The following is a 15,576-nucleotide window of genomic DNA, read 5'->3' as shown; positions in this document are numbered from 1 at the left end:
TCATCCTTAAAAGCGTAAAGTCGCATCAAACGTGACGGAGAGATTGCTCTCGCGCTTGCCGTCGTAAGGGCGTTTATCCCAGTTCAGCATCACGCCGGTATCGATGACGTTGTTCCACTGGATGCGTTGTCCGTAGCCCAGCAGGGTGATGGCCCCGGCGGACTGATTTTTCTGCCAGTAGCTGCCGCCGCCTGCCACGAACTGCTGGCTCCAGAGGGTGTCGTAATGGCGATACATCTCATGATCGACGGACAGAGCGGCCGTTACGGACAGATCCCGCGCCGGGTTGTAATAGAGCGTGTCCCGCAGGCTGTTTTTACTGGCGGCGATCCCCGGTTCGAGATCCAGCGTCAGGGATGGGGTTTGCCAGAGACGCTCCTTACCCGTAAGGGTGTATTCCTGACGGCGGTTGTGGTCTGAGAAGCGGCTGACGGCGGCGTTAAACTGATACTCACGTCGCTCGTTTTGATACCAGCGCACGCCGCCTTCCCCCCGGTTGGCGCTAATCCCGTTGCGTAATGCCCGTAAGGGCGTGGTGCGAGATACGCGTTCAAGGCTGCCGCTGAGCTGCCAGTTATCGGTGAGAAAGTAAGTTGTGAAAAGGCGAGCCCCCGGCTTGTTCGCGCCGTGATAGCGGTTGCTGGAGAGCTCGGCTTCGAGCTGGAGGTCACTAGGCCGCCATTCCACGCCGCCCAGGAGGTGGCGGCTGGTGCCTTTGCCTTCATCGAAATTACCCTCTGCATAGCGGGTGCCGGCAAACAGCCGCCAGTTATCCGCAACTGGCGGGCCATAGAGCGTGGCGTCCCAGTTCAGGTCGTGCGTACCGCTGACGGGGTTATCGGAGTGCAAACCCTTGCTCGCATTGAGGCGCAGCTCGGACATATGATGAACCGTTCTGAGCCTGTCCAGACGACGGGCACTGCGATCGACCGGCGCGCGAGCAAGCACGTCGTCGGCCAGTAAATCCATCTCTTGCCACTCCTGTAGATCCATGGCGACGTAAGCCTGCTGCTGCTCAAGCTCCAGATTTGATGGCTCCAGTGACTCCGCCATTTTCAGCTTCTGCTCGGCCGCACGCGGCAGGCCCCGCGCCTGTAGCAAAGTGGCGTAGTCAATCTGCAATCCCTGGTTGCCCGGCGCCGTTGTCGCCAGACGCTGAGATAGCTTTTCGGCTTCAGGCAGGGCGTGGGTCGCCAGCAGATAGTTAAAACGGAGAGACTGCCCGGTGAGCCATCGATCGTTCGGCTGAGGGGTAGGGGAACCGAAATCGTAGCGGGTCCAGGGGACGTTGCGGGTCTGGCGCCCTACATACTGGCGGGCGGCCCGATACTGCCCGGTATCCAGCCAGGCGTAGAAAAGCGCGTGCTCTTCGTCCTGCGGATCGGCGGCGTATTGCGGATAGCGTTGCAGAAGCGAGAAGGCGGCATCGGCGTTTTTCTCCTGCAGATACGCGGAGATAACCCAGCCGATTGCCCAGTCCGGCACCGGGTGCTGCGCTGCCGTAAGATCCTGATACTCGCTGATGACCCGCGGATAATCAGCATGGGCGTACAGCGCGCCGAGCCGGTCTATACGCGCAAGGATGACATCTTCCGCCGCCTGCGGCTCGCTTTTCCAGCGAGAAAGCAGAACGTCGTAACGATTCAGCGCAGATTGCGCAAGCTGCAGGCGCTCCTTTTCTGTTCTGCCTGGCACATCGGCAAGGCGAACCCTTTCGGCGGCGGCGTTACGTTCAAGACGGCGACGCTCCGCCGGGGACAGCGGCACCCGCTGTGAAAGTACGAGCGCGGGGGTATTCACGCGGTTATCCGTCAGGGCGTCGACAAGCTCGCTGAGCAGGACATTATTCTCTGGCACGGTAGCCAGTGCGCGCGTGTCCGCCAGAAGCCGATCCCAGCTTTTTCCCTGACGTAACCAGACATACGAGAGCGTCTGAAGATGCGCCTGAGTGGGGTTTTGGGTGACCAGCTGCCGGGCTTCCTGCAGCGCGAGTGCATCCATGCGGGCATCGGCCAGGGTTTTGATATAGCCGATACGATAATCATCGTTATTCGGCGCAAGGCTGCACGCCTCTTTCCAGAGCGATAAGGCTGGCTGCCACGCTTTTTGATTTCTCCTGGCCTGGGCAACAGCAGCAATGCCGCGAGCGGGCAGCGGCATATAAATGCCATAACGCTGCCAGACCTCAATCACCTCATCATCATGACCTGCCCAGGATGCCACCTGTAACCAGTCTGCGACCTGTTCAGGCGTCAGGGCGTGCTGTTGCTGATAATGCTGCAGATAATCAAGAAACGGCGTGTAATTACCGTTACGCGCCTGTTGAATCTGTTGTTCATAAACGGATTCCGTTGCCTGAACCAGAACAGGAAAGAGTAATAACAGTAACAATAATCCTGGGGTGCGATAAAAGAATAACGTATTGAAGCGAAGCGATCTTTCCATATCTATTTGCCATTTGTTTATCATGAATCCATTGCATAACACGGCTGCCTTTTAACTGTGCGTTAAAGGCGATAAATGAGAACATTAAATCTGAATGCAGTAACGTTATGGGGTACTTACTTAAAGGTAATTATGGATCCTTATCTCGGTGGATTGGGTAAACGGTAATGTACACCTGATATGTTGCCGGATAAATATGGTGAATAGAGGGTGGGTGGTTTTGAGATAATTCTGTAGTGAGCGGTTTTTTATGATTATATTGGAGGGGTTTTGTATTTATAACATTATGATATTTAAGTATTTTATTTTTATTGTGACAGATTTGTTTATATTTTTAATGAGGTATGGAAGCATCAATTAAAGTACTTTCTTGTGCATGTTTGGGAAGTTTCATGACAAAAATTCTTAATGTTTAGCGAAGTGTCTTTTCTGAGATTGTTTTTTATTTATAATTAATGTCAGACATTGAATGATGGTCTACAGGAAGTCTTACTCATCAATGTGTGTATTGAGGGATGTTCAAAGCCAGAATACATTTGTCGTTAATATAACAGCGCTATAAAACGAAGGCGGCCTTCTCTCGGAAGGAGCGTTCTTGCTTTAATCTAAAAGGGATGGTTAGTGGCAACTTCAATAGTGTTAGTGACTCAGGATCGCTATCTTGTCAGGGGCATGAGGCTTTTTTTTCCAGATATTATCCTGCTCGACTCGATTGACAGAAACATATTTGATAATGGTGCCGACGAATACTCTGTATTGATTGATAGTCGTTCTCCGCTCCGTTTATATGATTACCTGATACGCCATCCGGCCAGAACAAGGAAAACGATCTGCTGCGTTATGCTGGATATGCGACATCGCGAAGAGAATCTACTCAGTATGAAGTTGTTTATGAACACGTCGCTCACCGCGCCGGATATGGCGTCGCTGTTTAATCTGGTGCTCAACATGAAGGGCAGGCGTCTGACAACCAAATGGCTGCTTAACTTACGGCTTAGCACGCACGAGGCGATCATGCTGCGGTTGCTGAGGGCAGGGATGTCGATGGAAGCCGTTGCCGATGAGCTGAATACGTCGGTGAAAAGCCTCTACCGCAAACGAACGGCGCTTTCGGAACGGCTGGGGGCGGAGAACTTCAATGAGGCGTGTTTGTTTATCTTTAAAAATAAACTGCTGGATGTGATTGGGAACGATCCCTGAATGCGTCAGAAGCTAAAAGCAAACACCCGCCACGAGGGCGGGTTCATTGAATGGATATAATTCAGAACGACCAGCGCAGATTCGCGTTAACCGAATTGACGCGGGTATCCGCACCATATTGCCCCTGATAACCCACATCCAGGGTCGCAGCACGCGATAGTTGTACGCTCACGCCGATATCGCCCACCATCACGTCCTCATCCACGGCCTGCCCCTGTGTAATGAACGCGTCGCTGCCCGCAAACGCCATGCGCGAAGAGGTATTCTTATCGCCATATGCGTGCTGCCAGCCTAACGAACCGTAGAGGTTAACGTTCTTCGGCAGCTCGGTCACGCCACGCACCCCGAGGGTAGAATAGAAGGTGTTCATCGTTTCGTTATTTACGCTCAGCGCGGCAGCACCGCCGTCTTCCCTGAAACTGTCAGTATGCAGTCGAATCCAGGACAGGTTAATAAAGGGTTCAACATTCATCGCTGGCTGGCCGAAACGGTAGCCCGCTTCGGTGAACGCCAGCAGTGAGTTGGCGTCGTAATCCGACTTCAGCCGATCCGAGAAGCCGCTAAAATCAACATTTCGCTCGCCTTCGATCTTGTGCCAGGTGTAGCCCAGCGCACCGCGAAGAGAGAACGCATCCTGTTGACCTGCCGCATAAAGACCAAGGTGATAATTGTCGGTATTCGTTGAGGAACGACGGCTGTCGACGTCGTAATCACCGCGGCTGTAGCCGAAGTAGCCACCGACACGTACGTTATGGTCCGCCAGCTTGCGGTCCGCCCCCAGCAGGAAGCCAGTAGTGTTGCCGTCCAGCTTGCCCACATTACCGTCGCCGCTGTTTCGGCTCCAGGAGCTGAAGGTCTGGCCCCAGACGCCATTGTTTTGCGGTTCCGGCTGCTGCACCAGCGACATCGCTAACGGCGGTATCGGCAGGCTATCGTTATCAAACGCGCGCTGCATACGCTGGTTTAACACGTTAAACACCTGCGTGCTGCCGGCGATGAGATTGGACTGCATTGACGGATAAACTTCACCGGAAAGCTGGTTGAACGCCTCGCGCGCTTCCGGCGCGCTCAGCACCAGGAGAGAGTTATAAAGCGCCAGCGACGAGCCGCTTTGCGTCAGCGTGGAGAGCGCGCCAGCGGTATTCCACTGGTTTCTGCTTTTGGCCACGGTCTGGAAAATTCCCGGCTTGCCGCTGCCAGGATTTTCACCGCCCGGGTTCTCACCGCCGGGGTTTTCGCCTCCAGGATTCTCGCCGCCGGTCTCTTTCTGCGCGATGGTCAGATCAACGGCGTCGATGCTCTGCTTGAGCGCCACGTCCAGGAAGGCGGATTTGGAAATCGCTCCGGCAAACTGACCGTCAATTCCCCCGTCGGAGGTTAAAATACGATAGCTTTGGCCTGTTTTGTAGCTGGTTTGAGGATCCAGCGCGGTGACCTGTACTTTAGCCTGATCGCTGATGGTCGTTTTGCCTGATACCAGTAGTTGGTCGCTGCGGCCATCACCGGCGATATCGACGTCATAGAAAGACTCGCCCACAAAATTCAGATACCGTTTCAGCGTCAACGTGCCGATATCGCCATCCCCTGGAGAGATATGCCCGCCGGACAGGATCTCGGTCTGGCCCAGCGTGCCGTTCCCCCCCAGTGTGCCGCCGGCCTTGATTGACGCGGCGCTGCTGTAACCCTGCCCGTTGTTAACGTCGGATCCTGCCGTCGCGTTGAGGATCAGCGTACCGCCGTTCTCGGCGCTAAGGGTCTGAACATCAAAAATATCGTCTTCTGGCTGGGTGTTGATGTTGCTGGCAATAATGACTTTGCCACCACGCGCGGTCACGTTCGCCTGAAGGGCCGAAAGATCGCCGTTCAGCGTTGTCTGCCCGGAAGTATTGATCACCTCACCTTCGCCGCTCATTTTGTTGCTGAAGACGTAATTTTCGTTGGTATGGTTGAAGTAGACATAGCTGCCGAATAGCCCGCCCCGTAGGCTGATCGCCGTGTTCGAATCGAGGGTACCCGCGCCGCCGGCTGTGCCAAGTGTTGGCTCAGTCAAACCCGTGCCGGTGTCCATGTTGCCTCGGCTGCCGATGATTAGCGCGCCCCGGTTCGAGCCAGAACCCGATTCCCCCACGATCAGCGTATTGCTGCCAGCGGAAAATGAACCACCGTCTATAACCGACAGCACGCCATTGCCATAATCACCCACGCTCACATTACTGTCGCTGGTAAAACGCGAGTCTTTGCCCGCAATAACCAGCTCAGCAGTCTTCCTGGCCCCGGATACGCCCGCCACCTGCACGCCTCCAACGGTAACTGCCCCGCCGTTCAGCACGTCCAGATCGCCATAAAGCGACAGCGTACGGCCAACATTCCACTGGGAACCGCTCCCCGTGACGGTGGCTTTCGGGCTCAGCGTGTCGGTTTCATCCGGCCCGGTACCATTCCCAATGCGCGCATCATAGGCGGTACTGAGCGCGGCGCCGTCTTCAATCAACAGCGTGGATCGTGCACCCAAATCGGTGCCTACGCTAAGAAAGTTACTGGTCACACGAGACCCGGCGCCCGTGGCGATAAGGTGGCTATCGTAGCCGCGGGTGGTGCCGACAACGATCTCCTTTGCGCTGGCGAGCGCGCCCTCTTCGACGCGGAGGGTGCCGAGGCCAAGATTGAGGTCGCCGCGCAGGACGTATTGATCGTTCACTGCGTTAAGTTCTGCGTTTGGCCCACGGACCGTGACCATGCTTTCATAAATTTGCCCGTCGAACAGCCGACCGATATTGATGTTATAGGCGGTGATTTTGCCATTATCGATCAGCAGGTTTCCGCGTTGATTACGTCCAACGTAAACATCTCCGGTATAACCCAGCGTGTCGGTAATACGCGAGTCGCCATCAAAAATTGCATCCGCTGCACGTGCGAAATCGGCAGGTGAAAGCAGTAACAGCGGAGCGGAAAATAGAGCGAGGTAAAGCCTGGAAAGCGGCGTCTTAACCGCTAGCAGATGCGATGTAGAGTTATTCACGGGCTATCTCCGTACTCATTAGCGTGATGTCGGGAAAATCGTTTTTATATGAAAACTCAGATACGTGAGAAAATGTAAAAGGCGTTATTTATGTACGCCTTTTAATTTGGGGTTAATTATTTATGTGTGACAACAGGTGTACAGGTTGGCGCGCTCAGCGTCGGTGCGGATCCCAAAATCCCGGGCATCATCATCGATGAGCAATCGAAAATACGCCCTTTTTCCGTCGTAGCGCGATAAGATAGTTTTTGCCCTCCTAGTGCGTCAGGTTGGGCGCCATTAACATTGGTCACTGTTATTTCATCCGATGAGCCCAGACCCAGCATTTTAGCGGTCTCTGCCTGCAGCAGTGGAATGGCCTGATCGGTTTTCAGCGTGGAACAACCGGCCAGCATCAACGTAACGGTTAAAAATATTAGTGGTTTTTTCATAAATTATCCTTTATATCCAATCAGTTAATTTCACTGATTGTATTTATGTTTTCTATTACCCAAATCAGCGAATAATATATTTCCCTTTCCTAATCGAAAAAACCCTCCTAAAGTAGGGTGGGTAGATAATAATTCATCCATACTCTCAGAGATGCGAAGGTAAAAGGAGGACCCTTTGGGACAGAATTATGCGTTGGTCGTTGATGACCATCCATTGGTAGCAAGCGGCATCGCCAATTTTCTGATTACACAATGCCGATTTAAGCAGGCGTATGTGGTGACGAATGAGGAGGATTGCTACCGTCAAATTAGGGATAATGGCCCGCCCCGTTTGCTGGTAATCGATTTTTGGCTTTCGTCCGGAACAGCATTGAAATTACTCAAAGAGATAAAACAACTTTACCCACAGGTGCGGCTCCTGGTGGTTAGCGGGGACGACAATAATGATCTCTGGCGGAAAATTCACGCTGCCGGGGGACATGGTTTTGTATTGAAAAGTGAGCCTCCTGAAATTTTCTCACAGGCTGTTTTTGCACTCGCTGATAATCAGACCTGGTTTCCTGAGGGAAACGAATTTTCCGTGAATAAGAATAATGAAAAACTCAATAAATTTAACTTAACGCCGCGGCAAATAGATGTGTTAAATATGATTATGCGCGGTCTGCCGAATAAACGCATCGCCGCACAGCTTTCAATTTCAGAACCCACAGTCAAAGAACACATCAGCAATATTTTGAAAAAGATTGGTGTTAACAGTCGGGTCGAAGCCATCACGCTTCTGCATGGCAAACAGGAACCGTCGGAATGAGATTTTTCCTGAGCTTACAAAACGATGGGATCTCTCCTGCTGCGCAGATCCGTTTGTTAAACAATACCTTTCTGCGGCTGGTATTCAGTTTTAGCGCAGTGCCCTTTGTCGGTATTCCTTTTGCCATCTGGATTTATATGCTTGGGGATGACCTTGGCCCAACGATAACCTGGATTATTATTTATCTGATATGCGCTGTGGCGATACGAATATTGCATCGACACTATCAGCGCGAAGCGAAAGAATATGTTGAAAAGGACCTCCTGCAACGCTGGCTTCCGCGCATTAATAATGTCGCCTTTATTCACGGACTGGGAATTTCATCACTCTATTTAATTACTCCTAAAACGCAGAACTTTGACTTTTTCCTGCTACTGAATATCAGCATCGCCGCTATCGTCGCGGCCAATGCGACGCATCTGACCCCGGTTATTAGCACCTTTACGCGCTTTTTCTTCGCCTCGTGGGGGGTACTGAACCTCGGTATTATCTGGCGACTGGATGAGCTGATGTTCATCGTACTGATGCTGAACCTGCTTTACGGCTTTGCGATTTACCGCCATGCGTTAACTTCACATGCGTTCTTTATTCAGCAGGCGCTGCTTGAGGAAAAAAGCTCACGCCTGGCGGAACAGTTTCGTCAGGCCAAAGAGGACGCGGAGCAGGCTCTACTGGATAAAAATCAGTTTCTGACAACCGCCAGCCACGATCTTCGCCAGCCCGTACACGCCATGGGTTTTCTGATTGAAGCCATCCTCCACCGAAACCGCGACGACAGCCTGACGCCGCAACTCCTTGACCTGCAGCAGAGCATTCGTTCCGTACATTTGATGCTCAATTCCCTGCTCGATCTCAGCAAAATTGAATCCGGGAATGTACTCTCTGCTCCTGCCAAAGTGGATATCGGCGTTCTGCTCGACTCGGTGATCACACTGTTTCGCGAAGAGGCCAACAGCCGAGCCCTGCGACTGTACACCTGGCGACCAAAACGTCGCATTTACGTGATGGGCGATCCGCTGCTGGTGCGACAATCCCTGATTAACCTGATTCAAAACGCCCTTCGCTACACGCTACGGGGCGGCGTGCTGGTCGCCATTCGACCGCGCGGTGACGAGTGTATGGTGGAGGTGTGGGATACGGGGGTCGGTATCGCCGATGACGAGAAGGGCAAAATCTTTTCACCCTACTACCGCCCCGAGCTGGCCTGGAAGATCGACAGCGCCGGACACGGGTTGGGGCTGGCCGTCGTTGCTCGTTGTGCCAAGCTGATGAAGGTGAAGTACGGGATGCAATCCATTGAAGGTAAAGGCTCACGATTCTGGATGCGTTTCACCCAATTTGCTGGTGAAGAGATCGCACCGGACTCCTCGCCCGCTTATGACCACGCAGCCACGTCGGTGCGCTATGCGCCGCTGCACGGTTCCTGCCTGGTCGTCGATGACGACCCGCTGGTGACGTCAGCCTGGGAGAGCCTGATGAGCATCTGGGGAATCAACGTGCGCTGTGCGGCCTCCGCTGAAGAGGCATTCGCCATAATCGACGACGGCTTCACGCCGTTCGCCGTGCTGTGCGACCAGCGCCTGCGATCCGGCGAAAGCGGGTTCGACATCCTGAAAGCGCTTTTTGAACGTCTGCCGGATATGAGCGGCGCGATAGTCAGCGGCGAATTTAATTCACCGGTTCTGCTGGAAGCTGAGCAGGAAGGGTACCTGGTGCTGCGCAAGCCGCTGGAGCCGGCGAAACTGCATGCGCTGCTGACGCAGTGGTCCGGGTGTCATGGATAAAAGAGAGTGTAGAAGTATTGATTTTGGCGGGCTTAGAATGCAAAAACGGACCTCCGTGGAGGTCCGTTGATATAAATTTGGTGCCCGGACTCGGAATCGAACCAAGGACACGGGGATTTTCAATCCCCTGCTCTACCGACTGAGCTATCCGGGCAACGGGGCGCATTAAACCTGATCTGCTTCCTGCCGTCAACGAAAAATGTTGTTTTCGTTACGGACTGCGCAATCTCTCGCCATTTCGCCGCACTCTTAAGCGAAAAAGCGCGTCCAGAGCGCTGAGAGCGGCATGGCGATCAGCAGCGCGGGCAGCATATTCACCACGGCAAACATCTTAATCCCGCAGATGCGTAACCCGGTCGCCAGCAACAGCAGGCCGCCGACGGCAGTAAAGTCCGCCATCATTGCCGGCGTAGTCAGCGGGAGTATCAGCGCGGCGCAGGTGGCGAGAGCCAGCTGAATCAGCAGCATCGGGACGCAAATTGCCGCGACGGCGATACCGAGCGTGGTGGCAAAAATGGTGGCGGTGAAGAAATCGAGAAACGCTTTCGCAATTAATATACTCGGGTCGCCCGTCATCCCTTCCTGCATCGAACCGAATATCCCGGTGCCGCTGGCACAAAACAGAATAATGATCGCAACGTAGTTCTGAATAAACGACTCGTGCGAACCGTTTTTCGCCTTACCGGGTCGGGCAATCAGGTTTTTGGCTTTGCCTACCGCGTTATTGATGCCCTTTTCCAGATAGCAAAATTCGCCAATCAGTGCGCCGAGCAGCGTTGCCAGCACCATGACGGGCAGGTTGGCGCATTTGATGACTAAAAGGATGCCGATGCCCAGCGAGGCCAGGCCAAAAATAGACGGCATGGAGGTACGAATACGCTCCGGTAGCCGCTGGCTTAACACGCCGCCAAGTATGCCGCCCAGCAGCACTGCGCCGGCGTTGATAAAGGGTCCAATTACCACCGCTAACTCCTGTTACTTAATCATTGGTATTGCATGATTATGACACGCAAAGCGGGCATTACGCTTAGCTTTGGAAGGTTTTGTGCATATTGATTCCTTCTTGCACCTAAAAATAAAAGGTGACATTATTGCGCGAATTTTCTCCTCCCTGTCTCACCATTCGGTGAGGGTAACTAGCGCCTATGAAAACCATGAAAATTGCCGTCAGCCGCGAGCTGCTCTCCACTGTCTCAACCCACCGTGAAAAGGTGACGCTGGATAACACGGATTTTACCGATGTGGCGGCAGTCGTCATGACAACTGCTGAAAGTCGCAGCGGTATTCTCGCGTTGCTGAAACGCACGGGCTTTCAGTTACCGGTGTTTATTTTCTCGCAGGAGCACACGGACGTGCCTGACGGTGCTACCGCGGTCATCTCGGGGAAAGCGCAGGAGTTTCTGGAACTGGAGACTGCTGCCAGCCGTTACGAAGAGAATCTGCTGCCGCCGTTTTTCGACACCCTGAGCCAGTACGTGGAGATGGGTAACAGCACCTTCGCCTGTCCTGGTCACCAGCACGGGGCGTTTTTCAAAAAGCATCCGGCGGGACGACAGTTCTTTGATTTCTTCGGTGAGAACGTGTTTCGTGCCGACATGTGCAATGCTGACGTGAAACTCGGGGATTTACTGATCCACGAAGGGTCCGCCAAGCATGCGCAAAAGTTCGCGGCGAAAGTGTTCAATGCGGATAAAACCTACTTCGTGCTGAACGGCACGTCGGCGGCCAACAAGGTGGTGACCAACGCGCTGCTGACGCGTGGCGATCTGGTGCTGTTCGACCGCAACAACCATAAATCCAACCACCACGGGGCGCTGATTCAGGCAGGGGCCACGCCGGTGTATCTTGAGGCTGCGCGTAATCCATTTGGCTTTATTGGCGGGATTGACGAGCACTGTTTTGATGACGCGTACCTGCGCGATCTTATCCGCGAGGCTGCGCCGGAGAAAGCCGACGAGGCGCGTCCGTTCCGCCTGGCGATCATCCAGCTTGGCACCTATGACGGCACGATCTACAACGCCCGTCAGGTGATCGACAAGATCGGCCATCTGTGTGATTACATCCTGTTTGACTCTGCCTGGGTGGGCTACGAGCAATTTATTCCGATGATGGCGGAAACGTCTCCGCTGTTGCTGGAGCTGAACGAGAACGATCCTGGCATTTTTGTGACCCAGTCGGTGCATAAGCAGCAGGCCGGGTTCTCGCAAACGTCGCAGATCCATAAAAAGGATAACCACATTCGTGGCCAGGCGCGGTTTTGCCCCCATAAGCGGCTGAACAATGCATTTATGCTGCACGCCTCCACCAGCCCGTTTTATCCGCTGTTTGCAGCGCTGGATGTGAATGCCAAAATTCATGAAGGCGAGAGTGGGCGCAGGCTGTGGGCGGAGTGTGTTGAGCTGGGCATTGAGGCGCGCAAGGCGATCATTGCCAACTGCCATATGATTAAGCCGTTTATCCCGCCGGTGGTGGCGGGGCGGCCGTGGCAGGATCATCCGACGCACGCCATTGCCAGCGAGCGCCGCTTCTTCAGCTTCGAGCCGGGGGCGAAATGGCACGGGTTTGAGGGCTATGCCCGCGAGCAGTACTTTGTCGACCCGTGCAAGCTGCTGCTGACCACGCCGGGTATTGATGCGGAAACCGGGGAATATACCGGGTTCGGCATTCCGGCGACCATTCTTGCGCACTACCTGCGCGAAAACGGCATCGTGCCGGAGAAATGCGATCTCAACTCAATCCTGTTCCTGCTGACGCCAGCTGAAAGCAGCGAGAAGCTGGCGCAGCTGGTGGCAATGCTGGGACAGTTCGAGCAGCATATTGAAGACGATACGCCGCTGGCGGACGTACTGCCGACCATCTACCAGAAATACCCGGTGCGCTACCGGGATTACACCCTCCGCCAGTTGTGTCAGGAGATGCACGATCTTTATGTCAGCTTTGACGTAAAAGATCTGCAGAAGGCGATGTTCCGCAAAGAAAGCCTGCCTGAGGTGGTGATGAATCCACAGGATGCGAACCAGGCCTACATTCGCGGTAACGTGGAGCTGGTGCGCATACGGGATGCCGCAGGGCGCATTGCTGCCGAAGGGGCGCTGCCCTATCCGCCTGGCGTGCTGTGCGTGGTGCCGGGTGAAGTCTGGGGCGGGGCGGTACAGCGTTACTTCCTGGCGCTGGAAGAGGGCATCAACCTGCTGCCGGGCTTCTCGCCGGAGCTGCAGGGGGTATACAGCGAGAAGGATGCGGACGGGATTAAACGGCTGTATGGATATGTGTTGAGGTAGTGCGGGCTGCTGCCCTCACCCTAACCCTCTCCCACAGGGAGAGGGAACGTTTCATCAAACCGCACTACGCTTGTACATCCTCCTTGGATGCCCAATCTTCCCGTACAGCATCTCCACGCTCAGAAACCCCGCCTCCACGCAGTGCTCCAGATAGCGCCGGGTAGTGGTTTTACTCAACCCCGTTTCGCTCACCACCTCATCCACGGTAAAGCAGTGCGTCGCCTTGTCGTTGAACAGCGCCTGCACCCGTGCCAGCGTATTCTCCTCAATCCCTTTGCTGCCGTTGTCCTGGCGGTAGTTCTTCGCCTGGAGTTGATACAGTGAATCGACGTTTTGCTGATCGACAATCTTCCAGACGCGCTGCTGTTCGGCAAATTGCACAAAGCGCTCCAGCGACTGGCTGAGACGCTTCCAGGAAACCGGCTTGAGGATATAGTCAAACGCGCCGTTGCGGATGGCCTGGCTGCAGGTGTCCATATCGCTGGCGGCGGTGATGAAAATCACCGAGCAGTTGGCGCGGGTCAGCATCGGGTTACTGATAAGGGTGATGCCTTTGCCGTCCGGCAGATAGTTATCCAGCAGCATCAACTGAGGCTGTTTACGCTCAAGCTGAACCTGCGCGTCGGCCAGTGACGAGGCAATCCCCACCAGTCTCAGACGCGGGTGTTTGCTGATGAGCTCCGCGTGCAGCTGTGCCAGTTCGTTCTCGTCTTCAACAATCAGTACGTCGATAAGTTCATGTTGCATAGTCGGTGTCTTCCAGTTGCCGGACGGTTCCCGAGGCCGGGATAAACAATGAGAAAATGGCGCCGCGTGGGGTATTATCGGCAACTTCTATCGCGCCGCCAGCCTGCGTAACGTAGCTTTCGATCAGATACAGACCAATCCCATGATCGCCGCGTGTTTTGGTGGTGATGCCGCGTTCAAAGATCCGCTCACGGATCTCCGGTTTAATGCCTACGCCCTGGTCGGCGACTTCAATAATCAGCTCCTGTTCGCTGAGTTTTATCAGGACTTCCACCGGCGCATGGGGAAGCGGCGAGCGCTGTGTTGCTTCGATGGCGTTATCTAGCAGGTTACCAATAATCGAAATCAACTCTTGCTCCCCAAGCGGCAGGAACGGCTTATCCAGCCGACAGGCCGGGTCGAAACTCAGCTCGACACCTTTTTCCCGCGCTCGGGCGGCTTTCCCGAGCAGCAGGCCGCACAGGGTCGGGGAGCAGAAGCGCGAAGAGATAAAGTCCAGCAGCTCCTGGGCATGTTCCGACTGCGCCTGTATGTAGCCAATCGCCTCCTCATAGCGGCCCATATGCAGCAGGCCGGAGAGGGTGGTCATCCGGTTTAACTGCTCGTGGCGCATAATGCGCAGGTTATCGACATAGCGCTTTACCTGGCTGAGCTGGGCGCTCAGAGAGTCGATTTCGTTGCGATCGCGGAAGGTGATCACCCAGCCCTGTAGCGAGCCCTCAAGCATGATGTGAACCCGGCTGGCAATCACCGTGAGATCGTTAAAACGGCAAATCTCATCGTGGGTATCTTTAGCCAGCATCGTCTGCGTGTCGAAGAACGGGACCGGATCGATCACCTGGCTTATCAACTGCCCGCGCAGTTCACGTGCCGGCTGGCTCAGCCCCAGCAGTTTGCGCGCCGCCTGGTTGATCACTTCTATGCGCCGCTCGTTATCAATGGCAATCACCCCTTCGTAGATAGATTCCATCATCGCCTTTTGCTGACGTACCAGCAGGCCGATTTCTCGCGGTTCGAGGGAGAAGATCTGCTTCTTTATACTGCGGGTAAAGAACCAGGAGAAGATAAAGAGGGCCAAAAGCAGCAGCACGGCGGCAATCAGGATATTGACCACTTTACTGACGGTAATGGTATCCAGGTAGCTGGTGAGATAGCCCACGGAAACAATGCCAACCACCTGCCCGGCATCGTTGAAAATAGGGGCTTTACTGCGCAGCGAAATACCCAGTCCGCCTTTACGGATGGTTGTCGTGCTTTTCCCCTGCAGGACGGCCTCATTGTCGCCGCCAACCAGCGTCGTGCCCACTCTGTCGGCAAAGACGGAATGAAAAAGGTGCTTTCCCGTGTTATCTCCAATGACAATAAAGCTGGCATCGCTATGGGCAGCCATTTTCTGCATAAAATCATGGATCGCGGTGATATCTTTTTGTTCAACTTCATTGCGTAATGACGGAATAAGCGCAATCTCCTCCGCCTGTATTTTTGCGCGCGCACTCATTTCCTGATAAAGCTGCTTACCGACATCGGCATAATAATATCCGCCCAGCAACGCAAAAAGCACTGAGAAAAAGGCAACCAGCGAAATAAACAACTTAATCTGGAAAGAGACTTTCATAACTATCACGCAAGGTAGCGACAAAGAACGCCAATATATCATCTTTTTTTCTGTTGCTGCCTGCGCTTTGCCGAAAACTTGTGATCCCTTGCACAGCGGGTGCTGTAAAAGATTTATCCTGAGGGCTTACCTCGTTCAGGCTATATGAATAAATGTTATTTGTTTGTTCAATTCAGAAAAGAAACCATAAAAACCACGATAATAAATAAGGCATAAATCACATTAAATAAAAGAAACCATTAAAAC

Annotated in this window: 10 protein-coding genes and 1 tRNA gene; 4 read left to right on the top strand and 7 right to left on the bottom strand. The window is 53.9% G+C overall.

The window, feature by feature from the left end:
• Window positions 1-6: 6 nt before the first annotated feature.
• Entirely contained in the window at window positions 7-2,445 is a 2,439-nt protein-coding gene (gene pgaA, locus AAER43_RS19140) for a poly-beta-1,6 N-acetyl-D-glucosamine export porin PgaA (RefSeq protein ID WP_057058028.1), read from the bottom strand.
• Between the two features lie 672 nt (window positions 2,446-3,117).
• Here pgaA and AAER43_RS19135 point away from each other — a divergent pair.
• On the top strand, window positions 3,118-3,645 hold the full coding sequence (locus tag AAER43_RS19135; RefSeq protein ID WP_045134821.1) for a helix-turn-helix domain-containing protein: 528 nt from the start codon (window positions 3,118-3,120) through the stop codon (window positions 3,643-3,645).
• A gap of 61 nt (window positions 3,646-3,706) precedes the next feature.
• On the opposite strand, the gene AAER43_RS19130 is transcribed toward AAER43_RS19135, so the two are convergent.
• Together AAER43_RS19130 and AAER43_RS19125 are read right to left on the bottom strand one after the other, a co-directional pair.
• Entirely contained in the window at window positions 3,707-6,664 is a 2,958-nt protein-coding gene (locus tag AAER43_RS19130; RefSeq protein ID WP_050861945.1) for an autotransporter domain-containing protein, read from the bottom strand.
• 116 nt (window positions 6,665-6,780) lie between these two features.
• Window positions 6,781-7,095 carry a lipoprotein gene (locus tag AAER43_RS19125; protein ID WP_047344503.1) on the bottom strand — a complete coding sequence of 105 codons (315 nt, stop codon included), beginning with the start codon at window positions 7,093-7,095 and terminating at the stop codon, window positions 6,781-6,783.
• Between the two features lie 175 nt (window positions 7,096-7,270).
• On the opposite strand from AAER43_RS19125, the gene AAER43_RS19120 reads away from it, so the two are divergent.
• Window positions 7,271-7,903 (top strand): response regulator transcription factor, encoded by a 633-nt coding sequence (locus tag AAER43_RS19120; RefSeq protein WP_047344502.1) that lies wholly within the window; start codon window positions 7,271-7,273, stop codon window positions 7,901-7,903.
• Window positions 7,900-9,687, top strand: a complete 1,788-nt coding sequence (locus AAER43_RS19115; RefSeq protein WP_050861946.1) for a hybrid sensor histidine kinase/response regulator — start codon at window positions 7,900-7,902, stop codon at window positions 9,685-9,687. Before AAER43_RS19120 ends, AAER43_RS19115 begins: the two co-directional genes overlap by 4 nt.
• A gap of 78 nt (window positions 9,688-9,765) precedes the next feature.
• Here the strand turns inward: AAER43_RS19115 and AAER43_RS19110 are convergent.
• Window positions 9,766-9,841: transfer RNA gene (locus AAER43_RS19110), tRNA-Phe, on the bottom strand.
• A gap of 95 nt (window positions 9,842-9,936) precedes the next feature.
• Entirely contained in the window at window positions 9,937-10,650 is a 714-nt protein-coding gene (locus AAER43_RS19105; protein WP_023331294.1) for a DUF554 domain-containing protein, read from the bottom strand.
• 182 nt (window positions 10,651-10,832) lie between these two features.
• Between AAER43_RS19105 and AAER43_RS19100 the strand changes: the two genes are divergently transcribed.
• Window positions 10,833-12,968, top strand: coding sequence for an ornithine decarboxylase (locus tag AAER43_RS19100; protein WP_048996882.1), 2,136 nt, complete (start codon window positions 10,833-10,835; stop codon window positions 12,966-12,968).
• Between the two features lie 54 nt (window positions 12,969-13,022).
• On the opposite strand, the gene AAER43_RS19095 is transcribed toward AAER43_RS19100, so the two are convergent.
• Window positions 13,023-13,715, bottom strand: a complete 693-nt coding sequence (locus AAER43_RS19095; RefSeq protein ID WP_023337769.1) for a response regulator — start codon at window positions 13,713-13,715, stop codon at window positions 13,023-13,025.
• Window positions 13,705-15,330 carry a sensor histidine kinase gene (locus AAER43_RS19090; protein WP_050861947.1) on the bottom strand — a complete coding sequence of 542 codons (1,626 nt, stop codon included), beginning with the start codon at window positions 15,328-15,330 and terminating at the stop codon, window positions 13,705-13,707. Before AAER43_RS19090 ends, AAER43_RS19095 begins: the two co-directional genes overlap by 11 nt.
• Window positions 15,331-15,576: the final 246 nt, after the last annotated feature.

Origin of the sequence: Enterobacter sp. FUJ80071, assembly GCF_038739915.1 — a bacterium.
Lineage (GTDB): Bacteria > Pseudomonadota > Gammaproteobacteria > Enterobacterales > Enterobacteriaceae > Enterobacter > Enterobacter kobei.
Note: the sequence above shows the minus strand (reverse complement) of the source record. Positions and strands in the feature narration are given on the sequence as shown.